This is a genomic window from Vibrio sp. 1978 (assembly GCF_033344345.1).
The window spans coordinates 111,206-135,915 of sequence record NZ_JAWPOP010000015.1 but is presented as its reverse complement, the minus strand read 5'-3'; the positions used below and the strand labels follow the sequence as shown (position 1 = coordinate 135,915).

At 44.9% G+C, this 24,710-nt stretch carries 29 protein-coding genes; 10 read left to right on the top strand and 19 right to left on the bottom strand.

The window, feature by feature from the left end:
* Positions 1-45: 45 nt before the first annotated feature.
* Genes R8N49_RS15845 through flgB form a run of 9 tightly spaced genes read right to left on the bottom strand, consistent with a single transcriptional unit; the run spans position 46 to position 6,636 of the window.
* Positions 46-540 (bottom strand): rod-binding protein, encoded by a 495-nt coding sequence (locus R8N49_RS15845; protein ID WP_318190015.1) that lies wholly within the window; start codon positions 538-540, stop codon positions 46-48.
* Positions 541-550: 10 nt separating this feature from the next.
* Positions 551-1,687, bottom strand: coding sequence for a flagellar basal body P-ring protein FlgI (locus R8N49_RS15840; protein WP_373920861.1), 1,137 nt, complete (start codon positions 1,685-1,687; stop codon positions 551-553).
* Positions 1,672-2,343: a flagellar basal body L-ring protein FlgH gene (flgH, locus tag R8N49_RS15835; protein WP_017635111.1), complete on the bottom strand. Its 672-nt coding sequence runs from the start codon at positions 2,341-2,343 to the stop codon at positions 1,672-1,674. The genes R8N49_RS15840 and flgH overlap by 16 nt, the downstream gene beginning before the upstream one ends.
* A 32-nt stretch (positions 2,344-2,375) precedes the next feature.
* Positions 2,376-3,161, bottom strand: a complete 786-nt coding sequence (gene flgG, locus R8N49_RS15830) for a flagellar basal-body rod protein FlgG (RefSeq protein WP_005374008.1) — start codon at positions 3,159-3,161, stop codon at positions 2,376-2,378.
* Positions 3,162-3,185: 24 nt separating this feature from the next.
* Positions 3,186-3,917 (bottom strand): flagellar basal-body rod protein FlgF, encoded by a 732-nt coding sequence (flgF, locus tag R8N49_RS15825; RefSeq protein WP_005374009.1) that lies wholly within the window; start codon positions 3,915-3,917, stop codon positions 3,186-3,188.
* A 12-nt stretch (positions 3,918-3,929) separates the two neighbouring features.
* Positions 3,930-5,126 carry a flagellar hook protein FlgE gene (gene flgE / locus R8N49_RS15820; protein WP_005374010.1) on the bottom strand — a complete coding sequence of 399 codons (1,197 nt, stop codon included), beginning with the start codon at positions 5,124-5,126 and terminating at the stop codon, positions 3,930-3,932.
* Positions 5,127-5,153: 27 nt separating this feature from the next.
* Complete coding sequence (flgD, locus tag R8N49_RS15815) at positions 5,154-5,837, bottom strand: flagellar hook assembly protein FlgD (protein WP_171342656.1); 684 nt, start codon at positions 5,835-5,837, stop codon at positions 5,154-5,156.
* Positions 5,837-6,271, bottom strand: a complete 435-nt coding sequence (flgC, locus tag R8N49_RS15810) for a flagellar basal body rod protein FlgC (RefSeq protein WP_005374012.1) — start codon at positions 6,269-6,271, stop codon at positions 5,837-5,839. The genes flgD and flgC overlap by 1 nt, the downstream gene beginning before the upstream one ends.
* Positions 6,272-6,273: 2 nt before the next feature.
* A complete protein-coding gene (gene flgB, locus R8N49_RS15805) occupies positions 6,274-6,636 on the bottom strand; it encodes a flagellar basal body rod protein FlgB (RefSeq protein ID WP_005374013.1) in 363 nt (120 codons plus the stop codon).
* Between the two features lie 77 nt (positions 6,637-6,713).
* On the opposite strand from flgB, the gene flgA reads away from it, so the two are divergent.
* The 4 genes from flgA (at position 6,714) to R8N49_RS15785 (ending at position 9,114) form a co-directional block, all read left to right on the top strand.
* Positions 6,714-7,511 (top strand): flagellar basal body P-ring formation chaperone FlgA, encoded by a 798-nt coding sequence (gene flgA, locus R8N49_RS15800; RefSeq protein WP_171342657.1) that lies wholly within the window; start codon positions 6,714-6,716, stop codon positions 7,509-7,511.
* 136 nt (positions 7,512-7,647) lie between these two features.
* Positions 7,648-7,929, top strand: coding sequence for a flagellar biosynthesis anti-sigma factor FlgM (gene flgM, locus R8N49_RS15795; RefSeq protein WP_005374016.1), 282 nt, complete (start codon positions 7,648-7,650; stop codon positions 7,927-7,929).
* Between the two features lie 20 nt (positions 7,930-7,949).
* The gene (gene flgN / locus R8N49_RS15790; RefSeq protein WP_005374018.1) at positions 7,950-8,387 is read left to right on the top strand and encodes a flagellar export chaperone FlgN; all 438 of its coding nucleotides are present in this window, start codon (positions 7,950-7,952) and stop codon (positions 8,385-8,387) included.
* Positions 8,368-9,114, top strand: a complete 747-nt coding sequence (locus R8N49_RS15785) for a lytic transglycosylase domain-containing protein (protein WP_021707687.1) — start codon at positions 8,368-8,370, stop codon at positions 9,112-9,114. Before flgN ends, R8N49_RS15785 begins: the two co-directional genes overlap by 20 nt.
* A gap of 436 nt (positions 9,115-9,550) precedes the next feature.
* On the opposite strand, the gene R8N49_RS15780 is transcribed toward R8N49_RS15785, so the two are convergent.
* Positions 9,551-10,069 (bottom strand): NUDIX hydrolase, encoded by a 519-nt coding sequence (locus R8N49_RS15780; protein ID WP_005374021.1) that lies wholly within the window; start codon positions 10,067-10,069, stop codon positions 9,551-9,553.
* A 277-nt stretch (positions 10,070-10,346) separates the two neighbouring features.
* Here R8N49_RS15780 and R8N49_RS15775 point away from each other — a divergent pair, with 277 nt between their 5' ends.
* The gene (locus R8N49_RS15775; protein WP_005374023.1) at positions 10,347-10,613 is read left to right on the top strand and encodes a DUF333 domain-containing protein; all 267 of its coding nucleotides are present in this window, start codon (positions 10,347-10,349) and stop codon (positions 10,611-10,613) included.
* 249 nt (positions 10,614-10,862) lie between these two features.
* Positions 10,863-11,519 carry a hypothetical protein gene (locus R8N49_RS15770; protein ID WP_005374025.1) on the top strand — a complete coding sequence of 219 codons (657 nt, stop codon included), beginning with the start codon at positions 10,863-10,865 and terminating at the stop codon, positions 11,517-11,519.
* On the opposite strand, the gene R8N49_RS15765 is transcribed toward R8N49_RS15770, so the two are convergent.
* Entirely contained in the window at positions 11,509-12,351 is an 843-nt protein-coding gene (locus R8N49_RS15765; protein WP_182039439.1) for a YdcF family protein, read from the bottom strand. The two genes, R8N49_RS15770 and R8N49_RS15765, sit on opposite strands and share 11 nt — an antisense overlap.
* A gap of 131 nt (positions 12,352-12,482) precedes the next feature.
* On the opposite strand from R8N49_RS15765, the gene R8N49_RS15760 reads away from it, so the two are divergent.
* Positions 12,483-13,853: an L-serine ammonia-lyase gene (locus R8N49_RS15760; protein ID WP_017819764.1), complete on the top strand. Its 1,371-nt coding sequence runs from the start codon at positions 12,483-12,485 to the stop codon at positions 13,851-13,853.
* Between the two features lie 121 nt (positions 13,854-13,974).
* On the opposite strand, the gene R8N49_RS15755 is transcribed toward R8N49_RS15760, so the two are convergent.
* Positions 13,975-14,211 (bottom strand): hypothetical protein, encoded by a 237-nt coding sequence (locus R8N49_RS15755; protein WP_054579233.1) that lies wholly within the window; start codon positions 14,209-14,211, stop codon positions 13,975-13,977.
* A 248-nt stretch (positions 14,212-14,459) separates the two neighbouring features.
* On the opposite strand from R8N49_RS15755, the gene R8N49_RS15750 reads away from it, so the two are divergent.
* The gene (locus tag R8N49_RS15750; RefSeq protein ID WP_258489544.1) at positions 14,460-15,335 is read left to right on the top strand and encodes a LysR family transcriptional regulator; all 876 of its coding nucleotides are present in this window, start codon (positions 14,460-14,462) and stop codon (positions 15,333-15,335) included.
* A 68-nt stretch (positions 15,336-15,403) separates the two neighbouring features.
* Here the strand turns inward: R8N49_RS15750 and R8N49_RS15745 are convergent, their stop codons facing one another.
* From R8N49_RS15745 to R8N49_RS15725, 5 genes are all read right to left on the bottom strand, one after another.
* The gene (locus R8N49_RS15745; RefSeq protein ID WP_115386473.1) at positions 15,404-16,273 is read right to left on the bottom strand and encodes a LysR substrate-binding domain-containing protein; all 870 of its coding nucleotides are present in this window, start codon (positions 16,271-16,273) and stop codon (positions 15,404-15,406) included.
* Positions 16,274-16,409: 136 nt separating this feature from the next.
* Positions 16,410-17,390 carry an OmpA family protein gene (locus R8N49_RS15740; protein ID WP_005374035.1) on the bottom strand — a complete coding sequence of 327 codons (981 nt, stop codon included), beginning with the start codon at positions 17,388-17,390 and terminating at the stop codon, positions 16,410-16,412.
* A 453-nt stretch (positions 17,391-17,843) separates the two neighbouring features.
* Positions 17,844-18,968, bottom strand: a complete 1,125-nt coding sequence (locus R8N49_RS15735; protein WP_017819760.1) for a M14-type cytosolic carboxypeptidase — start codon at positions 18,966-18,968, stop codon at positions 17,844-17,846.
* A 113-nt stretch (positions 18,969-19,081) separates the two neighbouring features.
* On the bottom strand, positions 19,082-20,482 hold the full coding sequence (locus tag R8N49_RS15730) for an FAD-dependent oxidoreductase (RefSeq protein WP_042523350.1): 1,401 nt from the start codon (positions 20,480-20,482) through the stop codon (positions 19,082-19,084).
* 218 nt (positions 20,483-20,700) lie between these two features.
* The gene (locus tag R8N49_RS15725) at positions 20,701-21,060 is read right to left on the bottom strand and encodes a DUF3316 domain-containing protein (RefSeq protein WP_017819758.1); all 360 of its coding nucleotides are present in this window, start codon (positions 21,058-21,060) and stop codon (positions 20,701-20,703) included.
* Between the two features lie 412 nt (positions 21,061-21,472).
* Here R8N49_RS15725 and R8N49_RS15720 point away from each other — a divergent pair, with 412 nt between their 5' ends.
* Together R8N49_RS15720 and R8N49_RS15715 are read left to right on the top strand one after the other, a co-directional pair.
* Positions 21,473-22,399 (top strand): VirK/YbjX family protein, encoded by a 927-nt coding sequence (locus R8N49_RS15720; RefSeq protein ID WP_005384371.1) that lies wholly within the window; start codon positions 21,473-21,475, stop codon positions 22,397-22,399.
* A 12-nt stretch (positions 22,400-22,411) separates the two neighbouring features.
* Positions 22,412-22,963, top strand: coding sequence for an outer membrane beta-barrel protein (locus R8N49_RS15715; RefSeq protein WP_005374044.1), 552 nt, complete (start codon positions 22,412-22,414; stop codon positions 22,961-22,963).
* Positions 22,964-23,031: 68 nt separating this feature from the next.
* Here the strand turns inward: R8N49_RS15715 and R8N49_RS15710 are convergent, their stop codons facing one another.
* Together R8N49_RS15710 and phnR are read right to left on the bottom strand one after the other, a co-directional pair.
* On the bottom strand, positions 23,032-23,937 hold the full coding sequence (locus tag R8N49_RS15710) for an EamA family transporter (RefSeq protein ID WP_186585504.1): 906 nt from the start codon (positions 23,935-23,937) through the stop codon (positions 23,032-23,034).
* A 66-nt stretch (positions 23,938-24,003) separates the two neighbouring features.
* The gene (phnR, locus tag R8N49_RS15705; protein ID WP_005374048.1) at positions 24,004-24,708 is read right to left on the bottom strand and encodes a phosphonate utilization transcriptional regulator PhnR; all 705 of its coding nucleotides are present in this window, start codon (positions 24,706-24,708) and stop codon (positions 24,004-24,006) included.
* Between the last annotated feature and the right edge of the window lie 2 nt (positions 24,709-24,710).

The window sequence follows — 24,710 nt, the reverse complement described above, 5'->3', positions numbered from 1 at the left end:
AGAAACGCCTTGTAAATTAGAAGATACTAATTTGACGAGAGCCCTTTAAAAATGGGAACTTTCATGCGATTGCCCTGCTTGAGAAGCGGTATTAAATAGGCTTGAATTCTTCTCCACCTCTTTAGAATCTACTTGTGAGATAGATTCAGAATTCGAACCTTTACCATCGTTAGCGGATGAGATGTTACGCGCAGCATCGAAAGCAACCTCACGCATAGACGGGCTCAGCTGCTGGATGAGCATATTGGCAATGCCTGAGCTCTGTTTCTTTGCTAGTTCCATCGCCAGCTGACCGTCATACATATCACGGAATACCCCTTGTTGCTGACTGGCAAACGGGCTGTCTTTATCAGCAAGAGCATCACTACTGCTACGCATTTGGCGTAACACCATTTGTAGGAACATTGCCTCAAATTGACCTGCGACGACTTCAAGTGCGCCTTCTTGATCACGACTATGCTTGATGTGAGCCAATGCACTGTTGTCGTGATAAAGCATCGAATTTAACTGAGTTTGTTCATTGGTACTGTCTAGCTTCATCCTTAACTCCTTATATCACGACCAATTCAGCGTTCAATGCACCCGCTTCACTCAAAGCTTGCAGGATAGACATCAAGTCTGTAGGCGTGGCACCTAAACTATTTACCGCATTAACTATGGTGTTAAGTTCCGTGCCTGGAGGCCAAATCACCATCTGAGCGAGATCTTCATTCACATCAAGATCCGTTTGGTTAACGACTTTCGTATCGCCATTTGCAAACGCATTAGGCTGACTAACTTGTTGTGATTCAGAAATTCGCACGGTTAAGTTACCGTGACTTACTGCTGCTTCACTTACTTTGACACTCTTACCTATCACCACGGTGCCAGTGCGAGAGTTAAAGACAATACGAGCAGGTTTACGGCCTTCAACGACGCTCATTTCTTCAAGCATCGACATCATGACGACACGCTGCTGTGTATCTTTTGGTGCACGCATATCAATGCGAGCTTTATTGATCGCAACTGCAACGTTAGGTCCAAAAGTGTTGTTAATTTCACGCGCAATATTTTTTGCTGTAGTGAAGCTAGGCTTGCGCAGGTTTAGGGTGATTTCATCACGTTGGTTGAAATCGGTTTTGATTTCTCTCTCTAAAGTCGCACCATTCGGAACGCGACCCGCCGTTGGTGTGTTTACTTCTACTTTGGAGCCACTTCGCCCCTCTGCAGATAAGCCCCCCACAACCACGTTGCCTTGCGCAATCGCGTACACTTCGCCATCAATACCACGTAAAGGCGTTAGCAATAACGTACCACCGCGAAGGCTCTTTGCATCACCGATTGAAGACACAACCACATCCAACGTTTGTCCTGGGCCTGCCATTGGATCAACGGACGCTGTCACACTCACAGAAGCCACATTTCGTAGCTTAGGGTTCATACTGTCATCAATTTGAACCCCAAACTGACGTAGCATGTTGGTAATAGATTGAGAGGTAAATTTCACTTGGTTTCGGTCACCTTGGCCGGCTAAGCCAACCACCAAACCATAACCAACCAGCTGGTTTTCTCGAATGCCGCGAACATCGACCAAGTCCATGATCGGAATTTCCGCTTCAGCATGTGAAGTGCCTGGTAGTCCCAAGGTCAACACCAATAGGAGAGACATAAAGAAAGATTGCATTGTCTTCATTAGAAAGGTACCCATGGGCTGTTGAAGAACTGAGTTAGCCACCCGGCTGCGTTGCTGTCAGCTAGGGCTCCGCGACCTGCGTAGGTAATTCTTGCATCAGCAATTCGTTGAGAAGAAACTTGGTTACTGCGGTTAATATCATCCACACGGACGATACCGGTTAGGCGAATAAACTCGTCGCCTTGATTCAGACGAAGCCATTTTTCACCGCTGATACGCAATACGCCATTAGGTAATACTTCGTGTACCGTTACCGTAATGGCACCTTGAAGCTTGTTGCCTTGTGAACTTGATGCACTGCCATCGAAGTTACGTTTGCCATCCACGCTAACCCCTAACTCATCGATAGTTTTCGTGCCTATGGTCGGCGCCACAAAGTTAATTGCTGAACTTTTACCGAACTTAGTACCCGCATTTTTACTCGATGAGGTTTCTTCTGATAATTGAACCGTTAATACATCGCCAACTCGGTAAGCACGACGATCCTGGAACAGAGTCATCGTGTATTGGTGACGATAAAGGCTACCAGATTGGGTTTCCGGCAGCGTGTAATCGAGCGTTGGTGGTGCATATTCCTCAGCATTCGGCTCAGGCGGAATAAATTCCTGACGGCCAGCACATCCCACCAGCAACACGGCGGCTACTGCCCAACTCTTAGAAAGCCATTTCATTGCTTTTTCCTTCATCATCACCAATTTCATACTTACATTGATTGCGAAACAAACTTCAGCATGTCATCTGCAGCAGAGACCACTTTCGCATTCATCTCATACGCACGTTGAGTGGTGATCATGTCGACCATCTCTTCTACTACTTGTACGTTTGACCCTTCCAGTGCACCTTGCTTGATAATGCCGGCGCCATCAGCTCCTGCAATCAGCTCATCAGCTGGACCGCTGGCTTCCGTTTCACGGAATAAGTTGCCACCCATGGCCTCTAAGCCGGCTGGATTGATGAATTTTGCAAGTGTAATTTGACCAAGCTGCTGAGGTGTTGGATCGTCTGCTGTTGTTGTAGTCACTGTGCCATCAACACCCACAGAGAAAGAGACCGCATTGTCTGGGATCTGGATTTGAGGCTCTAAAGGCAGGCCCTGACTGTTCACCATTAAGCCTTCTGAGTTTCGATGGAACTGACCATTACGTGTATACATGATCTGTCCGTCCGAGTTTTCTATTTGGAAGAAACCCTGACCCATTACAGCAAGATCCAACTCTTGCGTTGTGTTTTGGGTATTACCTTGCGTGAACACTTTTTGTGTGCCAACAACGCGAACACCGCTACCTAGCTGAATACCACTTGGTAGTTCGTTAACTTGGTCTACTTGTGCGCCTGGTTGACGCTGAATGCTGTAGAAAAGATCTTCAAATACGACTCGGTCACGCTTAAAGCCAACCGTGTTTACGTTTGCTAGGTTGTTAGAAATGGCAGTCATCTTCGTGTCTTGCGCTGCCATGCCTGTCTTACTTACCCATAATGCTGAATGCATTTTTTACTCCTTGCGGGGCGAGACTTAGCTCGCCGCCATTAATTTGTTACCAGCTTTTGCTAGAGTTTCCGCCGTTTTCATCATGCGAACTTGCATTTCAAAGTTGCGCGTCAGCGACATCACACTAACCAATTCATCAATAGCAGATACGTTACTGCCCTCAATGTGCTCAGGAGAGAGTTGCACGGTTTCATCTGCCGCGAATGGCACGCCATCTACGCTGTGCAGCAAGCTATCGCTCTCTTTTTGCAGTTGATTAATTTCCGGTTTAACCAACTTCAAAGTGCCTGCCACAATTTCTGCGCCGCCACCTGGTGGGATCACTGAGACTTGACCACGCTCGCTGATTTCAATCTTTTGATAATCCGGCACAACCAAAGGACCATTGTCACCGAGGACAGGGAACCCATTGATTGTTAGAGCGCCAAAAGTATCGACCTGAATATTGCCTGCACGGGTGTAAGCTTCGTTACCCGCTGGGGTTTCTACAGAGAGATATCCCTCCCCCATAACCGCAACGTCCAACGGACGTCCTGTTTTCACAATATCGCCAGCGTCGAAACGTGTTGAGGCAGAGTTGGTCACAACCATAGTGCGACCATCAAAACCTGGGCCTTGCATCTCTACACTACGCACACGCTCCATATCCGCTCGAAAACCCGCAGTATCAGCATTTGATAAGTTGTTTGAACGAACGTGCTGCGCTTTAAGAACTCGGCTGGCACCCGACGTTGCCGTAAATAACAAACTATCCATGCAAAACTCCCATTACACCGCGTTAAACAAAGCTTGAGTAAGCTTGTCGCTGGTAGAAATTGTCTTTGCGTTTGCTTGGTAGTTGCGTTGTGCAGTCATTAGAGCAACAAGCTCGCTGGTTAAGTCAACGTTAGAACCTTCTAATGCACCCGGAGTTAGGTCACCCATCGTACCTGAACCCGGAACACCCATAATTGGAGCACCTGAGCTAAAGCTTTGAGTCCATGATGTTCCACTCACTTTCGCTAAGCCTTGTGTGTTTGCAAAATCAGCAAGAACAACCTGACCTTGTAGCTGTGATTGGCCGTTAGTGTAAGTCGCGTAAACCATGCCGTTACCTTCAACGCGTACACCTGCAAGTTCACCTGATGTGTAACCGTTAGGACTATTAGTACTTACGCCAAAAGCTGCACCAAATTGCGTGCTGCCTTTCAGGTTAATGTCTACACTCATCGCGTTCGCGCCTGCAGCAGGGAATGAAACATTAAACGGCGCAGTTGGTGCTGAAAGCGAGCCGTCTTTACCAAACGTTACAGGCACAGTTGCTACTGGCGTCGTACCGCCATCTACTTGAACGTTCACTTCCCACGAGTTAGAAGCAGTCTTAGTAAAGTACTGAGTTACCGTGTGCGAGTTACCCAGTGAGTCGTAGACTTTTGTTGTGTAAGACGAGTTAAATGAGCTTGGATCTTTTGGATTGAATGGCGTTACGGCTTTATCAATAACAGACGCGCTTGCGTCGAAGTTCGCAACAAAATCTAAGCTGTCTGTTGCTTTAGCATTCAGTGAGGAAGTCGATACCTGAATATTACCCACAGAACCTGTCATTAGGTTGTTGTTGCTATCGACACTGTAACCTTGAAGCTTTGCACCGCTGTTAGCCGTAACAAAGTTGTTCTTATCCGTTGAGAACACACCTGAACGTGTGTACAACATTTGACCCATATTATCTTTAGTAACAAAAAAGCCACCGCCATTAATAGCTAGGTCCATCGCACGGCCAGTTCCTGTGATACTGCCGTCTTTGTCGAAGTTCTGTGAAATTGACGCGACTTCCACACCACCAGGTTGCATGCCGTTATATACAGCGGAGAATTCTGTGCGGCCACCTTTAAAACCATACGTTGATGCGTTGGCAATGTTGTGACTGATTGTGTTTAGCTCTGTGTTGGTCGCGTCCAGACCACTTAGTGCGATGTTAAAACTCATAAATAGACCTCTGATTTCCGTATTTGGTTAAGCACCAAACTGAGTGATTTGATAGAAAGGAACGTTGCCAACGCCATGGACATTGACTAATGCTGCGCCACCGGTATTAGGAATGCGCACTTGCTCAACAGTGCCTGCCATCAGCACATTTGGACTTGCTTGCCCTTCTTGCACTTCTACGGCCACTGAGTATTTGCCTGGTTTAAGACCAAGTTCTTCAGGATTAATTGAAAAGTCGACGTCACCTTTGCCGTGAGCACCTAGTGGCACTTTAGTTGATTGACCAAATTCATCTTTAACAACTAACGTGACTTGGTTTGAGCTATGAGCGAGTTCGATTTTTCCGTTTTGTACGTCTTCACCAAGCTGAAATTCATCCGCATTGACGTAAACCGTTTGCCCAACAAGGCCTGCTGTTGACAGCACTTGCATGTTGTCCAGTAACACCATGCTCTGTTGCATTGTCTTAGACATATTCTCGGTACTTTGTACCTGCGAGAACTGAGCCAATTGACCAACGTATTCCGTACCATCAAGGGGGTTAAGTGGGTCTTGGTTTTGAATTTGAGCCACCATCAAAGAAATAAACTCATTCTCCAATGAAGAAGCACTGTTCATGTCTTTAGGGTTTGGTGAGATACCGTTGCTGTCTTTTGATTTTGTATTTACTGGAGCGTCAGACGATAAAGGGGTGTATTGTGCAATACTCATTAGCTACCCTGCCCTAATCTAAGCAGACCTTGCTGCATACTTTTTACATTGGCTAATACTTCAACATTCGTTTCGAAGCTGCGTGTTGCGGACATCATGTCTGCCATTTCAGCAACTACATCAATATCTGGGTAAAACACATAGCCTTCATCATTAGCCAGTGGGTTGTTCGGCTCAAAACGCTTCTCTGCATCTCCAGCATTTTTAACAACGTCAACAATGCGAACTTCTGCATTGGGATAAGCTCCATTTTCTGTTGTCATTTGCGTTTTTTGGTACACAGTCGCAAATACTGGCTTAAGCGCTTTATAAGCATCTTCTGGATTTGCAGATACTGCATCTGCGTTTGCTAGGTTACTGGCTACCGTATTAAGACGCACAGTTTGTGCTGTCATCGCGGAACCAGTGATCGAGTAAATATCAGTGAATGACATAATTAACGTCCCTCAATCGCTTTCGCTAAGCCATTAAATTTCATGTTGAGAAACGTCAGGCTAGTTTGAAAGTCCATGTTGTTTTGCGTGAATTTTGCTTGTTCAACACCAAGCTCTACGGTGTTGCCATTTTTGCTATTCTGGTAAGGCACCGAGTATTGGGCCTGAACCTGGAACTTTGGCACCGGTTTGTTCACACCACCTGCCGTTACTTGGTTCATTACGGTGGTGAAACTTAGGTCTTTCGCCAAATACCCAGGGGTGTCAACATTTGCTAGGTTACTGGCGAGGACTTTGGTACGCTGAACGCGAAAATTAAGTGCCTCTGGATGTACTCCTAAAGCATTTTCAAATGTGATCGCCATGCATCTTCCTTACAGTTGGCTCGAATACGCCAACATACAAACAAGATACGTGCCATAAAAAATAGCCATATATATCAATGATTTACAAACAAGGATGGAAGCCAAACTTCCGGTTCTCGGAAAGCATTAAAAACAAGAGGAAAGTGTCTACTTCCTCAACAATAATGCTGACGTTACTCGCTTTGACATCAGAACAAGCATTCGCCAACACCAATGACAAAACCCTAAGCGTTGAAGAGATAAGGTCCGTTGTAGCAACGGATTTCGAACAAGAGGTGGATCGCGTAGCGCTCTCCAATCAGTGGGGGGAGTACAAACTAGACTTCGACATGTGGGTGCCCGGTTCAGCCAATCACTTGCCAGAATGTGAATCGCCTTTAGTTATCACAGGTCGTGACAACAACACGTTGCCAGTCGGTAACCTCAAGCGCTCAGTCAGCTGCGACAATATCGCATCACCATGGCGAATTAACGTTACGATAAAGTCTTCGCTGACTCTGCCTGTTTTGGTCGCGACAACCACGGTTGGCCGAAATGAAGCCGTAACGGCTAAACACATAAAGCTTGAAACCCGAACCATCTCTCGCCAAGACGATTTTTATACTCGCCCCGAGCAAGCAGTAGGCTTAGAAACCTCTCGTCGTTTGCGGGCTGGACAAGTGGTTAATCCATCCAATTTGTCGGCCCCACCTCTAATCGAGAAAGGCAATGAAGTCATAGTCATTGCGAGCAAAAATGGATTTAGTGCCAGCACAAAAGGAGTCGCCTTAGAAGATGGAGCGAAAGGGCAACAAATTGACGTGGAAAACCCAAGTTCGGGCAAGGTCATAAGAGCAGTCGTAACTGGATTAAACCAGGTTCATACTCAATTTTGATTTTTTGACTCGGGGTAACATTTTTTAATTTTGGCTCTCGTCAGTAACACTGAACTTCGAGTACAAAAAAAATATTTAATGTTTATCACATTCTAACCGCCTACTTAATTTAGAACATGATGATGAGGACCACAGCATGAAAATCGACAAAGTCGCGGGCGGTCATGTCCCACAAACAAAATTACAGCAAGCAAGCAAACAGCCTGTCGACGTCGTCGAACAGAGCAAAGTACACGAGCCTGCATTTCAAGCGAATACCGTAGCGATAGATCGCGCTCAAGCTGAAATGGCATCACTACCTGATGTTGATATGGAAAAAGTAGAACAAGTACGCAACGCATTAGCGCGTGGTGAACTTAGCCTAGATACAAAAGTGCTATCCAAGGCAATCATGCAGTTCCATACAGGTCACGAGTAATAAAACGCTAGGAAGACATCATGGCAAGCGCAGTATCGCAGCGAATTCAACAATTTGTTCGCTCTATATCTGAGGATATTAAGCTTTATCAACAACTGCTTCCTTTGCTTCAGCAGCAAAAGGTATTGTACTTAAAGTTTGATGGAGAGGCACTGAACGACAATGTTCAGAAACAAATGCCGATACTCAATAAACTCAGCCGCTCCGCCAATGACAGAAGCCAGTGTATGCGAGCGCTGGGGTTAGCGTGTAATGACGCCAGCGTAAAACGAATTTTCAACGCTTTGCCTGCCCAAATAGGTATGCAAGCTAGAAAACAATGGGCGCTATTGGAAACGTTGGTAAGTCAGTGCCAACAATACAATCAGAGCAATGGCCACAGCTCTGCGGCGTTCCATGAGTTGGTCAGTCAACTCAAACAACCTGTGCAACACACTTATGAAGATAAATCGTTCTAAACGATGTTCGTCTTGCCTACAGATTCAGTCGCCATCTCGGCTGAGTACTGTAGGCCTTTTTATTTTTATTGCCTTTCTGTCCTACCTTCCATTCACATGCCAGGCAAAACCAAATGCTGTCGATATTCAAACGCAGTATCAAGTATTAGCCCCATATAAGCCACAAATTGCCAAGCGTCTCGATTCATCCAAACCGGTAATTAACCACATTTTCAAACAGCTTCAAAACCACTCATTACCAAATAGCCTAGCCTTAGTGCCAATGTTAGAGTCTTCTTACAATCCCAAAGCCGTTTCTCATGCTAACGCCGCCGGACTTTGGCAATTGATACCAACCACAGCGAAACGATTCGGATTAACGATAAATACAAAACAAGACGATCGCTTTGACACAGAAGCCAGCACAACGGCCGCGCTCAAGTACCTGGCGTTTTTATACAACAAATTCGATCAAAATATGGCTCTGACCTTAGCTGCATACAATGCCGGAGAAGGACGCGTTGCACGTGCTATTCAGCAAGCAGGAAGTCGAGATTTCCAACAACTCACGCTGCCTAACGAGACTCGTCAATACGTCAGCCGCTTCTATGCATTGGAAAAGTTGATAGATATCGGTCAGTTACAATCCTCATCATTTCAACCTTTACTCTTGTTTGCTCCAGACACTCCTATGATTTCACAACCGCTGGTCGACTTTAGCCGACTGCCTCCGCTAGTTAATTTGTGATAAAAGCTACGACAGAGCCCAATGTCAGAGAAACGTAAAATTACAAGATCCTGTTCGGCGAATTTGAAAACTCGTGATCTCTATGCAAACGTGTGCAAAAAAGTTGAGGTAAGGTATCTCAAAGATAAGAAAGAGTAGTGGTTTACTAAAAAGCGCCCCAATTGCGCTTGGCAATTGGGTAGATATGCGTCACATTGCGTTTGCAAAAAACATGAAAACCAATGGTCAGACCTAATAATTATTTACACACTAAATGTAAAACAGCTATTGTTTTCATAGTTCGAAACAAATCTAACATATCAAGATGACGCTTCGCTTGCGCGTCTGGAATAAGTCCGGGTTCCGGGGGGGGGAGTCCGGACTTTTTTATTGCTCTAAAATCTTTGCCCACAATAGAGCCAACAGAAGCTAAGTCGTAATAATGCAAGCTAGCTGCTTATAGTAATTCTTTAGAAATCAACTGAAGTAAAAACGTTTCGCGCTCAATGCTCATGCCTTTTTTCGGGCTTTCTGCCATCGTTTTTTCATTGTGTGCAATTGCTTCGTGTATGTTCATCCATACCGGGCGCATTCCATTTTTAACTTCGTAATCTTCATACGCCGTTTCGCCTAGCTCACGTTCGATTTTACATGTATAACAATACGACACCATGTGCATCACGTCAGCGTCATCCTTGTACCACGGACGAAACTCCTCAAAGATTCCGAAAGGCTTAATACCATGTATATTTTGGGCGCCCGTTTCTTCCTCTAATTCACGGACTAATCCAGCAATGACATCTTCACCATCATCAATACCACCGCCTGGTAACGTGTAGTCATGGTAACGTTCTGTATAGAGCAACAGCACATCTTCACCATCAAGTACAATGGCTCGCGCTGCATTGCGCTGAAAAACAATTTTGTCATCCAAATGCTCTATGTCTGGATGAACGGTCGATTTTAAATGTCTCATCGAAAATACCACGGTCAATGTTTTGTGCGCATATTACCGAATTTCACACTTTAAATCATTGTTGTAGGCAAAGTACGTTCGAGCGCTTGTCAGGGAGTGATTGATATGACCTTCACAACAATACGCCTAGAACAAAAGTGTGACGTGCTAATCAGCAATAAATGAGAATATCTAAATTCTTATACGTCCCTCTTACTTTTAACATCGATAAGACAATAATCTCTTAAAGTTGCCTATAATCAATACAATACTCGCCCACCCCATGCGGAGATAAAGAATGAAAAAGACAAATTTAATGATGGCTATGGCTGCAACATTGGTACTGGCTGGTTGTTCAACTTACGAGGGAGCGACCCGCTCAACTGAGTATACCTCCGTTGCAAATCCCGCAGCCGTATACTGTGTTCAGCAAGGTGGTGAGCTGGATACCGTGTCGGAAAACGGCGAACGTGTCACTTACTGTGTGCTGTCTGACAATGAGCGCGTCGAGCAATGGGAATACTATCGCGAGAATCACAAAGAAAATGAGGGTGACAACTACTAATTATTTTTGTCGATACGTCACCTTCCCTCTATCACTTAGGAGCCTTTGGGCTCCTTTTTTATTTGATTTATCAAAGTGTTCTTACGTTGTTTTTACATATCTCTGACTTTACCGCACATCGACCCTATATCGAACAGTGTTCTATTCTTGACATTCCCCTGACATAACTTTCCACTTGGACAATAAAATTCCAAACACAGATCACACTAATTCACATTTCTTCCACATTTTCTGGGACAGGTGAGCAAGATGAAAACACAAATAGTAAAAGAAGCCGAGTCAGCCCCAAGCAACGTTGTTACTGAAAAATCAAAGCGCATTATTTATAAATCGAGTTTAAACGCCTTGATGATTGTCGCTATAAGTATTCTCGTTAACCTTAGTCTTCGTCTTGATTATGTCGTGTTGGGATCAAGCCTTGGCGAGCTTTCCGTTACAGAAACGCTCCAGCTTGTGATGCTTGCTATTGCATCATGGTCGTTTTTCAGCTTATCGAAACAACAGCCTCAGCTAAAGCATGCGGCTATTTTGATTGCAGGATTTTTTGCAGTACTGATTATTCGCGAAACGGACTATTGGACAGACATGATTCATCATGGCTCTTGGGTTTTCCCAGCACTTGCTGTCACCGCACTGGCTTGCGCCAAAGCTTACCAAGGTGGTAAAGGTACCATGAACGAAATGGCGACCATTTTAACGGTGCCACATATGAAGCTATTAGTTGGTGCTGTAATGCTATTATTAGTCTTCTCTCGTTTGTATGGTATGGGTAGTTTTTGGCAACAAGTGATGGACGAAAATTACATCCGTGATGTTAAAAATATCTCAGAAGAAGGTATAGAACTGCTTTGCTACTGTTTGATCGCATTAAGCGCCGTCCGCACAAAACGCGAGCTTAATGAATAGACTCTGGGTCAAAGCGACGGTTCAATGCCGTCAGTATCGGATGGAAGATACTTAATGCCTTTTCCGCAGCACCTACAGATTCATCCAAGGCCGTCATTTCGACGGCCTTTTTCATTTCTTCAATATGTTGCAAAGCCTCTTTATCAAGCGGGAAAGAGAGCAATTTGTGAATAGCATCTCTTGCGATCATAAGTGGCTTTTTTCGGACAATTGATAAATCTCGGAAAAATGCGCCATGCTTGATCCCTTCTAAATAAACTCGGTAGGTTGTGAGTTCATCGAGTAGCAAGAATGTCTCCGCCATAAGCCCTTTATGTGGGTATGGCACGCTAATATGTTTGCTGATATCCAGTGGAATATTGAGGGTCACCCCCATGGATTCGCAATCGGATTTAAGTACTCGTAATAAGCCTTGCTCATCCATCAAATTCTGGATATCAATGATTCGTTCGAGGTGGTAGTCATTAGACAGCAAGATAACCTCAACCGGATGCCCCGACCATAACTCGAACAACCCACTTTTGCACAAAACTTGGGAAACATAACGCATGTTTTGAAACGTGTTCAACGACTCCGTTTCTAAGAGTATATGACGTTCAGGGAACGGATTCACAGAGTCTGCGTTTAGGGTTCTAAAATACGCGTACATCGCCTCTGCTTCAGAAACGCTTTGTCCTTGCGTTACTCCGCCACAAAAAATAATCGCCGTTCGCTCTGTCGGTAGTGATGCAGTCCTACAAGACAAAACTTCGACTCTGGTTATGCCCTCAGAGGTCAATTTGTTATTGACGAGGCGTTTACCTAAAACGATGACGATGTTGTCTAACTTCATTTTAAAATCTCACGCTTAGTTGGCAGTGTTACAAAAATCTTCTTTCACTCCCGACCCACAAGCTTTAACATCTAGTTAACAACACTGTTCTAGAGACCTTTATAAAGGTTCACTGCTAAAGGAAGTCAATTATGCTGTCGATTTTCGATATATTTAAAATTGGTGTCGGGCCATCCAGCTCCCATACTAATGGTCCTATGCTTGCCGGATTCCATTTCACTCAGCTAGTTAGCGACTCTATGGCGAAAGTGCATCGGGTGCAAGTGGACCTTTATGGCTCATTGTCACTGACAGGTCGAGGGCACCATACAGACCGAGCCACGGTCCTTGGTTTGATGGGAAATAAACCTGATACCATCAAAATGAGCAGTGCCAAAAGTGCGCTACAAAATACCATAGACAATAATACGCTCATGCTCGCCGGTACACACCAGATTGAGTTTAGCTACGACCATGACATCGTCTTTCATAGCGACAACCTTCCCCTGCATGAAAATGGCATGACGATTACGGCATTAGACGCTGCTGGAGATCAAGTAGCGTTTGAAATTTATTACTCCATTGGGGGCGGATTCATCGCCACCGCCGACGAACTAGAGAACGGCACGCAACAAGATGAGGTCGCAGTACCATTTCCGTTTACATCCGCAGATGAGATGCTGGAAAAAGCCGAGACGAACGGTTTCAGCTTGGGAGGCATGATCCTCCAAAACGAACTCGCATTTCGCTCAGACGAAGAAATTAACCAAAGAGCAGAGCAAATTTGGAAAGTGATGTCGCTCTGCATGCAACGTGGCTTCGATACGGAAGGGATTTTGGAAGGTGGTCTAAATGTCACTCGTCGAGCACCAAACCTTTTGAAAAAGCTCGAAGCCAACGCTGCAGTTGAAAACGATCCGATGGAGATCATGGATTGGATCAATCTCTTCGCCTTTGCGGTTAGTGAAGAAAATGCAGCAGGAGGGCAAGTCGTCACTTCTCCAACGAATGGTGCAGCAGGGGTGATTCCGGCGGTATTGATGTACTACCATCGCTTCATCAAAGAGCTCGATGTTAAACAGCTAAAAGACTTTCTCGCAGTCGCCGGCGCTATCGGCATCTTATATAAAACTAACGCGTCAATTTCTGGTGCAGAAGTGGGGTGTCAGGGAGAAGTTGGGGTTTCTTCATCCATGGCTGCCGCTGGCTTAACAGCGCTAAGAGGGGGCAGTAACGAGCAGATTTGTATTGCTGCGGAAATTGCGATGGAGCATTCATTGGGTATGACTTGTGACCCGATTGGCGGCTTGGTTCAAGTACCTTGTATTGAAAGAAATGCCATGGGAGCAATGAAAGCGATTAATGCATCGCGTATGGCATTAAAGCGCACAAGTAAATGTTTAATTTCTTTAGATAAAGTTATCGAAACCATGTATCAGACTGGTAAAGATATGAATAAAAAATACCGTGAAACCTCTTTGGGGGGCTTAGCTGTCATTCATATGGCACCGCCATGCGAATAATGGCAGGTGGTCATTGCGCTTAGCTTCTCACCATACGCTTATCTGGTAATTATGATCTGATGATATTACATATAGAAATGCCGCGTTCTTCGCGGCATTTTCTTAACAAGAAACTATTCGATTAATCACGTCGACCACGAAGTTCAATTTTTTGAGTTGCAGCATCCGAATGGATTGTTACACCGCCATAGGCCATTTCATTGCGACCCTTCAGCGTCAATTGAGAATCTGAACGCTCTACGTCAACCTGATTTTTCGTTGCCATCGTCATATCAATCGTGCCCGTGTATGACCCATCACCAGCAAATGCTACGTTTGTTGAGCAAACCATCAAAACAAGTGCGATTAGTTTTTTCATACATCACCTCTATTATCGTTCTTACTTTCTGTCGGTGGAAAAACTGTAACAACAGAAACGCGCTCATACGAGGAAAGCCATTATTTACCAAATGGAAATCCATGCTAATAAACTGATGTAACCAAGAATAACTTATCGTTACCTTCAATAAATCAGGGATAAGGCAGCAACTTAAATTGACCGAGCGTTGTCTTTTCTTAAGAAATTCAGCGATATGATTTGTCGACAAAAGCCAAGCGAGACAATGTATGAGCGTTAATCTGGATATTCAAAATATTTTGGTATTAAAACGGATGTATGAGTTACGTAACGTCCGGTTAGTCGCAGAATCACTCGGTAAAACGTCAGGAGCAATCAGCAAAAATCTGACAAAGATGAAAACTCAGCTCAATGATCCGCTATTCGTTCAGACCAAAAATGGCTTTGAACCAACAGCTTTTGTGGAAGCGAACATTGCGCATTTTGAGCAAATAATCAACAGTATTGATTCCATCAAACCACAGCATTTTTCACCAGCTCATTTTGACGGTTCAATCACTATTTATGCCAACACATTGTTTTGGGAGTACTTTGGTGACAAGTTTTACTTGGAGTTACTAAAGCACGCCCCAAACGCAAAATTCTCATGTTTGCGCTGGGGTAGCGAAGCAAAAAAACGATTAATTGACGGTGAAAACGCCATTGCGATTCATTACTTTGATGAAAATCTGCCACAGTCAATTGTTCAGACCGAACTAGGGCGAGGAAAAGCGGTATTTTTTGTTCGACAAGATCATCCCGCTCAAAACTCCCAAGAACTAGAAGAATACCCTTTTATACTTTTTAAAACGCCGGGATGGAACGACTACCGATACCCAGTGTTGGAAAGGCTCAAACATATGGGTTTTAGAACCACACCTAAAGTGGAAATTGAGCATCCAGCGATGATTCAAAAAGTGCTTCTGCAAACGAATCATTTTGGCATAACGATGAGTGGACATGTTCCTAAGGGTTGCCGGAGTATCGCGCTTCCTGCTGGGCTAGAGCTTGATGTTCGCTACGTGATGAGCTGTCGTCGCTCTCAACAGCAAGCTCCGGTAAATCAGTGGTTATTAGATGTCATTAAGCATGTCGCTCAGTCCTAGACTGATGACTTGCTACTGCTAATAATAGCCAAACCACACATGCGCTCTACTTACTCGCTGAACGAACATTAAAGACTCTGTATTAACCATTGAGCAAAGGTGTTTACGTGTGATTTTTCGGATGCTCGAACCACCATATAATGTGCACCAGAACTTGGCATATGCCAATTTCCAGCCTGGACTAATACGCCCTGTTGCAGCTCATCCTCAACAAGAAAGTCTCTTACCAGCAACACGCCAAGTTGATTAATCGCAGCATGAATAGCAAGCAATGAGTGTTCAAACTCGGCGACGACTTTGCTCACCTTCCCTTGGTAACCTTGGTGTGAAAGCCACTCTTGCCAAGATTCATGATAACCACTAGTACAGATTTTAGGCGCTTTAGCTAACTGCGAGAGGTCATTTATCGGGTTTAAATGCATAAAGCCGGGGCTTGCGACAACAATCCAGTTTTCTTGGGTTAATCGTATGGCTTCTTGCTCTTGCCAATCTCCATCTCCGTTAATAATTTCGATATCCGCAATCGCACTGGCGTTTGGAACTGTATTAGCAGTTGTCGAGACTTTAAAGGAAATGTCTGGGAATTGTCGCTGAAAATCAGCCAATCTTGGCATTAACCACTGAGAGCAAAAGCTGTGAGCGACATGTAAGTTAACTTGCGTATTCTTGGGACGAGTAAATAAATGCTGCGTCGTGGTCGATAATGTTTGAAGCACATGGTTAACCACAGGCCAGTATTCTTTTGCTGAGCTGGTCAGCGTAAGATGCGTACCCTTGCGCTCGAATAATGTTGCATTTAACTGCAGTTCTAGCGATTTCACCTGCTGACTGACGGCCGCACGGGTCACATTTAGCTCCTCTGCGGCTTTAGTGAAGCTCTGTAATCGCGCCGTGGCTTCAAACGCTCGGAGCAAATTAAGCGGCGGTAAACTTTGCATAACACTCTCCCAAACACTTGGCAGCCATGGTATGAACTGGTGATGACAAATTGATGAAAGTGCTGAGTTTGTTAAGCGGGATCAAAAAAGCCAGCGTGATACACGCTGGCTTTTGGAACTTTATCTTAAGCAGGAATTATTCTGCTTTCTCAGTGGTTTGGTATTCAAACGCAGGGACAACTACTTCAACACGACGGTTCATTTGACGACCTTGACGTGTTTCGTTGCTTGCTACTGGGTTAGCTTCACCCATGCCTTTCACTGTCATACGCTCAGCCGCAATACCTTTTGCTTGGAACTCGTCAGCAACGGCTTTCGCACGTTTTTCTGTGAGTTGCTTGTTGTAAGCAGCAGAACCTGTCGTATCGCTGTAACCCGTGATCTCAACTTGAGCTTGTGGGTAAGTATTCATCAAATCAACGGTACCAGAAAGGTTCGACGCGTCTTTCACTTCTGCACTTTCTAAGTCGAATTGTACTGTCGCTGTTGTTTGAGCAGGGTAAACGTGATCTACAATGCGGGTTGCAGGACGTGCTTCTACCACCTCTTCAACGGCTTTTTCTTGAACGACTGGCTCAGAACCAAACTTGTAGTTGAAACCGATACCGAAGAAATCTGAATCCATGTCTTCAATTACGTCATCAGACATATCTTGGTAGCGTTGGTATTCAGCACGTAGGCTCCAGTTGTAGTTGATTTGGTATTCAGCACCCAGAGAGCCAGTTGGTACGAAATCTTTCTCGTCACCAGCCATCATGTATGCAGCACCAACTTTCGCGAATAGATTCCAAGAATCCGTTAGCGGTAGGTTAAATTTAGGAGCAAGCGTCAACGCCCAAAGATCACCATCAACGGTGTTTAGGCCAGGCTTTTTGAAGTTTGCAGTGAAGTCACCAAGGTAATCAACACCATACTCTGCTGCAACGTACTTGTTGAAGCTGTAGCCTAAGTGCATAGATGCTGCAAAACTGTCGTCGTCACAAGGTTCGTTTAGGTAACACGCATCGTTTAGAGAGTTGTAACCTACTTTACCGCCCATGTAAGTGTCAGCAAGTGCAACGTTTGAGATCACACCACCAGCAAGTACAGTAGCCACTGCTATAGCGATTTTTTTCATTATTCTTTTCCTTTTTCTTGTACACAAAGCAACACATCGCGGCAGCATACTGCCGTAAAATATGAAGCCGTAACTTTCTCTTTTCTTCGAATAGAAATAGCTAAATAGCGTAGGAAAGAATCAAAAATGATATTCAAACGCCAATGACGTAAAACGGAAAAAGGTAACCTCAAGACCATCTATTCATGAGCTTCATCCGCATACCCAACCGAAAAACAAAGTTCGTTGCGTTGGTTTAGCCATAGTCAATTCGTTGCGGAGAATATCACAAAGAAGCCAACTTTCTGTGACGCAAATCACCATAAAAAGCCACTTTCTCAAATTTAAGAATCATCATTTAAGCTTGTGAATGGCAACAAATTTTTACAGGGGAGCGTGGATCTGGAGAGCACAAAAAACAGCTCATTTAAATGAGCTGTTTTCGAAATAATGAAAAAGCGTTAACTCGTCGCGCTAAATTTTATCCGCTACGGTTAACGTTGCAGCTAATACATCTTGCCCAAACAAGACACTACGCTCAGGAGACCAACCGTAAAGTGGATCTGGGTGATTGTTGTTATCTTTAAATGGCATTTCGATTGTGTAAGACAAGCATTTGAACTGCTCTGCAACCCAATTTGAACCCACCGTCAAATTCGCTTTACCAGGCTCATCTTTATCGTAACCAATCTCATCTTGGAACTCTGGCGTAATAGTCAGTAACGCTTGCTTAAATGATGTCTCTAAAGCGGCAAGATTTTCATCGTAAGAAGGAATACCTTCTGAGCCAGCGACGAAGTTATACGGAATCGCTTCATCGCCATGAATATCTAAAAACATGTCAACACCCGTTTCCAGCATGCGCTGACGCACAAGGTAGACTTCTGGGCTCTTTTCCATTGATGGCGTTTGCCATTCACGATTTAGGTTTACACCTACTGCGTTGGTACGCAAGTGACCGCGAATACCACCGTCTGGGTTCATATTTGGTACGACGTAAAGCACCGCTTTTTCAAGCAATGCACGCGCAACCGTGTCGTTTTCATCTAACAGACGTTGGATCATACCTTCCATGAACCATTCCGCCATGGTCTCACCTGGGTGCTGACGTGCAATCATCCAGATTTTCTTTTTGCCTTCTTCTGGCTCACCAAAAGTAAGCAAGCTCATGTCATTGCCATCTAGCGTATGACCAAGCGTCTCTAGTTGGCAGTGGTGCGCGCTTTGTGCCATGTGTAACAAGTCTAAATGACGATCGTACGTGTATGGCGCAAAGTACGCGAAGTAAATTGAGCTGCGCTCAGGGATTACAGTGAAAGTCAGCGTGTCGCCATCGAACTCTGCCGGTACTCGGAACCATTCTTCACGATCGTAAGACGCAACCACATCGTAACCTTGCCATCCTTCTGGATAAGCCGATTTAGCCAAATCAAGCAATTTGATGGTGTGTGATTGCTCGGCTTCTGTCTCAAGACGGAAGTGGAACCACTGGTAGAATTCCGACATATTGTCGTTAGGAATTTTGAGTTGGATGTCGTTTTTGTCGTCCGCTTTCACTACGTGAATGCTGCCGCTATCGAAGTTGCTGAATACTTTCATTTTATGACTCACCTTTTAAATCTGAGCTTGAAAGACAGAGGCTAACACAAGGCTTCATCGCGCCCCAATGACTTTCACTGCAAACTGTCTCGTTTGTGGCTAAAGTCTTCAGTTTAGTCAAGCTTATCCGCTTTGCCTGCTGGTCCCGCGAGTTTTGCTAGCCACTTATCCCAGATAAACGGCGTTTTCTCGTTATCTTCTGCTTCCTCTTTTCGACGTACCGCGTTGCGCACTATCATAGCCCCGGTCCAGCGAAGCGGTTCTGGTGGGAAATACCCCAACGGTCCTTTGGCTAAACCACTGTTCGTCCACTCGTTATCGATTCCCAATATCAATGAAGATAAGATCTTTCCGCCCATTCGAGTCTGCGCTACACCATTGCCTGAATAACCAAATCCGTAAAAGATATTGCTCTGTTTATCTAGCTCGCCGAAAAAAGGGAAACCAGTAGCAGAACGATCAGAGCCCCCCGTCCATGAATAAGCAAACTCCTCTCCTCTCAAATGAGGAAACAACTTATCGAACGACTTGCGCAGTAGACCTTGGTAGCGTGTTGGCTTGTTAAACATTGCGTCGACTTGGTTATTGAAAGAAAACTGATTGCCGCCTTTCCCCAACATCAAACGGCCATCTGGCGTATCTCGGTAATAGTGGACGAAGATACGTGAATCCAACACGCTAGAACCTGCCTGCCAACCAGATAGAGGTAGTGCGTCACCAAGGGGCTTGGTGATCACCATGTCGGAAGAGACCACCACGATACTGTTTTTGAACTGTTTAAACTGCTCCACCATCCATGCATTTAATGCCAATACCACCTGCTGCGCTTGAACATTTCCTTTAGGTGTACAGACAGTGGCAGGTTTTCCATAATCTAGACGCGTCATCGGCGTGTTCTCATAAACTTCTACACCCAGATCAATAGCAACACGGCGTAACCCCCTCACTAATAATGCAGGTTGAACGCTGGCTGCAACTGGAGAGTGAAAGCCTTCTATATGTCGAGGTGAACCCGCATTGGCACGCAGTTCCTCCACCGAGCAACGACGCCAACTGTTCACTTCTAATCGCTTTAACTCGTCCACAACTGGCTGCATTCCCCCAGTTTGAGCCTGATTGGTTGCAGTGTAATAAACCCCTTTCAACGATAAGTGCGCATCAATGTTGTGCTGCTGACAAAAGTCGTCAATCTCTAGCACTGCTTGTTCCGACTCTTTTACTAACCAAGCAGCATGTTCTTCACCGAATAACCGTTTCAATGTCGGAAACTTGGTAGACCAAGTCAGCATACAACCGCCGTTTGCGCCCGATGCACCACTGCCACAAAGGCCTTTTTCAATCACGACTACCTTTTTTTCCGGAGATTGCTGCTTAATCATAATCGCGGTCCAAAGTCCGGTGTATCCGCCACCAACAATCGCAACGTCAGTATTAATGTTCTGCTGTAACGGTTGTGGCGTTTCTGGTTGCTCAGCTTCAATTGCCTGCTTGAACCAATATGAATGATGTGTCATCGGGTATCCTCGTTAGTGCGTTACATCCATTTCCGCAAACACTTTACAAACGATGATGACAATCAACGAGCAAGAAAATCTAACGCTGAGCGATAGAAAATGTTGCACTGAGAGTGTGAAATTTTCGCTTTCGACAAAAACAAAATGGGGAGCTCGTGGCTCCCCAAAACAAACAGCAAAAAATATTAGTGGTAAACAATTCAAGTCCGTCTTACTGGTTAGTATTTACCGGTATCACGCATGCGGTACTCGTATTGAACATTGAGAATAGGCTGGTAAACAACTTGCCCGTCACTTTGCAAGAACTCATTTACCATGACTTTTGAGTCAGTGATAGAAAACGATTGGCGATCAACATACGTTGTAAGGCTCGTAAACTCATCACGGAGTTGTCCAGATGATTTATTTTGGTAGCTTTGGATCATGTCTCGGCCCATTTCATAAGCCGCTTGTTTGCTATCCATTACGTCGCCATGGATAGTTTCAGTATCGTTTGTCCACTGATAACCACCAGCAAGAGCCATAGAAGGTGCAGCAATCAGAGCAATCGTACTTGCTAAAGTTGTTAAGCGTTTCATAAACCTCTCCTTACTTACCTTTACATCGGGCCAAAATTGGCTCGATACTTATAAGGTACGTATAAAGACCTAAAACACGTCAAAACAATTTCAAATAATGTTCAATTTTCGTTCAACTTATTTCACATTAACTTAGCAACTCAACGTCATATTCAGCCTACATTCGCATTTTCTTCATTTAGAACAATGGGTTTCAACCTGACACTTCCTTACCAAACCATACAATACCTAAGGTCAATTTTCTCTTAGAATTCCAGCAAAAGAACAGTGTTCAAAACCTTACACAAACGTCGGACACAGCAAAAACCACCTCTTTTCAGTCGTGCTTTGCATTCCTCCTTTTCGGGTTCTTCGCTGCTCGTCCGTCGGTTCTTAATTGTCGCTATTGAGCACAAGTTAATCTGGAGTGAAAATGACCGCGAACAAATCCATTTTTTACCATAGCAAATCGATTTACTCAGATGATTATGCTGATGTCTACAAGCCAATTTGGACCTACAGAGCTAAGTTCATCTTACGTGCGCTTTATTACAAACGTGCGTTTAAGCACCTTTCAGACAATATTGAATCGTCATTGTTAGAGTTGCTTTGTACACGTACGCATCGATTTTTAGAGAAGCCGTTTCGTCCGTATATCATCAAAAACAACTCAGCGTTCGATCGTTCTAACTTGGTGGTTGATCACTATAAAACGATTTCAGAACTGTTTTCTAAACAAACAATCGAAGAAATCTACACAGACTCGAAAGGCCTAACATTAGCCTCTTTTGAAATTGACGAAATCCTGTACTCGGTGAGATTAGTATACGAAGCACGTTATCAAAAAGAAGGCGATATGAGCCTAGTGCTGCACAGCGCTGAAGATGGCAACTTCTACACACTCTCTTTTACGCTCGGTCACATCGAATCTGGACGCAGCATTATGATTGGCGGCTTACAAGGACCGCGAAGCAGTGAAGAAAACAACGCGAAAATTAAAAAGCTAACTCGTAAGCTTTACGGACAGAGACCAAAAAGCTTGATGGTGAGCTTGCTCACTTTGCTCGCACAAATTTGGGAAGTGAACACGATTCTAGCAGTGAAAACGCAGTCCCATACTTACGCAGCTAAGCGCTACAGCAAAGGGCGAATCAAAACAGATTACGATGCACTCTGGCAAGAATTAGGCGGCACCGAATACAATCGTCATTTTTACTCAATTGATGTAAATGCACCCCGTCGAGATATCGAAGGCATGTCGCGCTCTAAGCGTTCGATGTATCGTCGCCGTTATGAATGGCTAGACAACACCAAGATCACTTTCGAACAAATATTAAAAGGCGAGCAAGCTAAAAGCTAAGGAGAAGCGTTCATGCGTTATTCATTCATTACTGCTTTAGTGTTGTCGGCTTTTTCTTTGTCAGCCAATGCAGAAACCAGTGAGCACATCATAGGTACAAACATTGGCTATGGCGATGTGAACTACGATGCTCCGACAAGCAAAGAATCAGGCGACATGTTCTTAGGTGAAATATATTACCGCTACATGCCAACACATAACTTTGGTATCGAAGCAGGTTATAAAGGCGCGTTTGACGGTATCGGCTCGATACTCGTGAGTCCGATTTCAGAAGTCACCGATACGAGCTTCTCCGGACCTCGCTTGAGTGGCTATGCTAGCTATCCTCTGGGTTCAGGTTTCGAACTGTACGGCAAGGCAGGTGTCACTCTCTACACTCTCGAATACACTTATAAAGTGAACGGTCAGAGCAAGAACATCGAACACTCAAGTGTCGGAGGTGAAGCGGCTGGCGGTATCGGCTGGAGCTATAAACACTTTGGTTTGAATGCAGAATATGTGTACTCAAAAAACAGCGATTTTGACTCTAGCGGCGTGATGTTTGGTGCGCAACTGCGTTTTTAAACAAGGCTTACAAGTTAATACAAAAGGCAGCGAGAGGCTCATTCGCTGCCTTTTTTCGTGAATATAGGTCAATACGCAAGCGCGAGAATGATCCCCGCCACGATAGAAGTAACGCCAAGCCCTCGGGTGAGATACCATTTCTCAGACAGAAACCAAATCCCCATAAACAATCCAAACACAATACTGATTTGCCTTAGTGCTACGACCAAACTCACGTTGTCGGTCATGGTCATCGCAAACAGCACCAAGCCGTAGGTGGATGCCATCATTACCCCTGCCATGCTGGCTGTTTTTCGGATATGCCAGGCTGTCTTAATCTCATCTGGCTTGCCCGTAACCAAGCACCACACAAGGGCAGGAATACCAATTGCCCAAAACTGCACGCCCAAATAGAAGATTGCACTGTACTGATCATTCAAGATCTCTGATACTTGTCCTGTGAGTAAACTCAGCGCTTCTTTGTCGACCACAGAGTAACCCGTTGTGCCTATTGCGGCAATCAATGCCCAGAACACACCGACATTCAAATAAGAGCCCAATGTCATTTGACGAAAATTCGTCAGTGGCACCAGCATACAACCAAGGGTAATCAGCAAGAACCCAACCCACTGCTGACTGGATAATTCATGTCCCAATACCACAGTGATTGCGCCGACCATCATCACAGGCAGTGCTCGAGCAATCGGATAAACCACACCCACGTCTGCGTGCTTATAAGCGACAATCAAACCGACCAAATAAACCATTTGTGAAATGCCGCTAATGAACAGCAATCCCCAAAACTCGCTCGGTAATGATGTCCAGCCAATGGTCGCCAAATACCAAATCAAATAAGGGGTAAGAATGGCACAGGCAGAGAAGCTGGCGGCCATGGTAAACGCGAGTCCAGAACCTGAGTTGCTTTTACCAAGGATATTCCACCCCGCATGGAGAACAGCAGAAAAAACGACGAGACCAATCGCCAACAAATCCATTTCAATGTTCCTGTCTGAATAAAATAAAGGCCCCGAGATGGAGCCTTACATAATGAGAAAATCCACTTAACGATTGAGTTCCGCCAGAGATTCAATGCTGATGGCATCGTGTCGCCAATACTCGATATCGCAATCAATTAACTCACCGTGTTGATTGTAGTTGATGCGCTCCACTACCATCGCAGGCGTACCGGCTGTCGCACGCAGTGCCTGAGCCATTTCACCCAACAAAGTGCTGGTTGAAATGCGGTAGCGAATCTTTTGATACGTCACGCCATAATGCTCGCGGTAAATGTCCGTCAGTGAATTTGATAAATCGTAATCCAGCAGGTTCGGAAACAGCTCTGGACGAATGTAGTTTGTTACGAACACCACAGGTCTGTCTTCAAGGTATCGTACACGGTCGACTCGATACACATCCGAGAAAGGCTGCAAGTCCAGCAAACGCGCCGCTTGTTTGTTTGCCAACGTCCCTTTTGCTGCGACCAACTCCGTTTTTGGCACACGATTTTGCGCTTTCGCCATGTTCGGGAAGTTCAGCGTTTGGGTTGGGTCGTAACGCAATGGCTCAGGTGAGATAAACCAACCTCGGCGATCTTCGCGATAGATTCGACCTTCCGCTTCCAGCAGTGATAAAGCTTCACGCAGAGTGACGCGTGTAGTATCGAACGACTCCGCCAACTTACGCTCTGCTGGCAGTTTTTGACGCGGCGATAGCATGCCCGCTTCAATCTGTTCAACAATCGAATCTTTAATTTTTACGTATTGCACGA

Bases quoted from the DNA above. Each gene is read 5' to 3' on its own strand.
- flgM (WP_005374016.1), top strand. From the start codon at position 7,648: ATGAAAATCGACAAAGTCGCGGGCGGTCATGTCCCACAAACAAAATTA.
- R8N49_RS15730 (WP_042523350.1), bottom strand. From the start codon at position 20,482: ATGACACATCATTCATATTGGTTCAAGCAGGCAATTGAAGCTGAGCAA.
- flgE (WP_005374010.1), bottom strand. From the start codon at position 5,126: ATGAGTTTTAACATCGCACTAAGTGGTCTGGACGCGACCAACACAGAG.
- R8N49_RS15840 (WP_373920861.1), bottom strand. From the start codon at position 1,687: ATGGGTACCTTTCTAATGAAGACAATGCAATCTTTCTTTATGTCTCTC.
- flgC (WP_005374012.1), bottom strand. From the start codon at position 6,271: ATGTCATTCACTGATATTTACTCGATCACTGGTTCCGCGATGACAGCA.
- flgG (WP_005374008.1), bottom strand. From the start codon at position 3,161: ATGCATTCAGCATTATGGGTAAGTAAGACAGGCATGGCAGCGCAAGAC.
- R8N49_RS15775 (WP_005374023.1), top strand. From the start codon at position 10,347: ATGAAAAAGACAAATTTAATGATGGCTATGGCTGCAACATTGGTACTG.
- R8N49_RS15845 (WP_318190015.1), bottom strand. From the start codon at position 540: ATGAAGCTAGACAGTACCAATGAACAAACTCAGTTAAATTCGATGCTT.
- flgA (WP_171342657.1), top strand. From the start codon at position 6,714: ATGATTTACAAACAAGGATGGAAGCCAAACTTCCGGTTCTCGGAAAGC.
- R8N49_RS15755 (WP_054579233.1), bottom strand. From the start codon at position 14,211: ATGAAAAAACTAATCGCACTTGTTTTGATGGTTTGCTCAACAAACGTA.
- R8N49_RS15760 (WP_017819764.1), top strand. From the start codon at position 12,483: ATGCTGTCGATTTTCGATATATTTAAAATTGGTGTCGGGCCATCCAGC.
- R8N49_RS15770 (WP_005374025.1), top strand. From the start codon at position 10,863: ATGAAAACACAAATAGTAAAAGAAGCCGAGTCAGCCCCAAGCAACGTT.
- R8N49_RS15780 (WP_005374021.1), bottom strand. From the start codon at position 10,069: ATGAGACATTTAAAATCGACCGTTCATCCAGACATAGAGCATTTGGAT.
- R8N49_RS15740 (WP_005374035.1), bottom strand. From the start codon at position 17,390: ATGAAAAAAATCGCTATAGCAGTGGCTACTGTACTTGCTGGTGGTGTG.
- flgH (WP_017635111.1), bottom strand. From the start codon at position 2,343: ATGAAATGGCTTTCTAAGAGTTGGGCAGTAGCCGCCGTGTTGCTGGTG.
- flgF (WP_005374009.1), bottom strand. From the start codon at position 3,917: ATGGATAGTTTGTTATTTACGGCAACGTCGGGTGCCAGCCGAGTTCTT.
- flgB (WP_005374013.1), bottom strand. From the start codon at position 6,636: ATGGCGATCACATTTGAAAATGCTTTAGGAGTACATCCAGAGGCACTT.
- R8N49_RS15725 (WP_017819758.1), bottom strand. From the start codon at position 21,060: ATGAAACGCTTAACAACTTTAGCAAGTACGATTGCTCTGATTGCTGCA.
- R8N49_RS15735 (WP_017819760.1), bottom strand. From the start codon at position 18,968: ATGAAAGTATTCAGCAACTTCGATAGCGGCAGCATTCACGTAGTGAAA.
- flgD (WP_171342656.1), bottom strand. From the start codon at position 5,837: ATGAGTATTGCACAATACACCCCTTTATCGTCTGACGCTCCAGTAAAT.
- R8N49_RS15785 (WP_021707687.1), top strand. From the start codon at position 8,368: ATGAAGATAAATCGTTCTAAACGATGTTCGTCTTGCCTACAGATTCAG.
- R8N49_RS15720 (WP_005384371.1), top strand. From the start codon at position 21,473: ATGACCGCGAACAAATCCATTTTTTACCATAGCAAATCGATTTACTCA.
- R8N49_RS15745 (WP_115386473.1), bottom strand. From the start codon at position 16,273: ATGCAAAGTTTACCGCCGCTTAATTTGCTCCGAGCGTTTGAAGCCACG.
- R8N49_RS15715 (WP_005374044.1), top strand. From the start codon at position 22,412: ATGCGTTATTCATTCATTACTGCTTTAGTGTTGTCGGCTTTTTCTTTG.
- R8N49_RS15750 (WP_258489544.1), top strand. From the start codon at position 14,460: ATGAGCGTTAATCTGGATATTCAAAATATTTTGGTATTAAAACGGATG.
- R8N49_RS15765 (WP_182039439.1), bottom strand. From the start codon at position 12,351: ATGAAGTTAGACAACATCGTCATCGTTTTAGGTAAACGCCTCGTCAAT.
- flgN (WP_005374018.1), top strand. From the start codon at position 7,950: ATGGCAAGCGCAGTATCGCAGCGAATTCAACAATTTGTTCGCTCTATA.
- R8N49_RS15710 (WP_186585504.1), bottom strand. From the start codon at position 23,937: ATGGATTTGTTGGCGATTGGTCTCGTCGTTTTTTCTGCTGTTCTCCAT.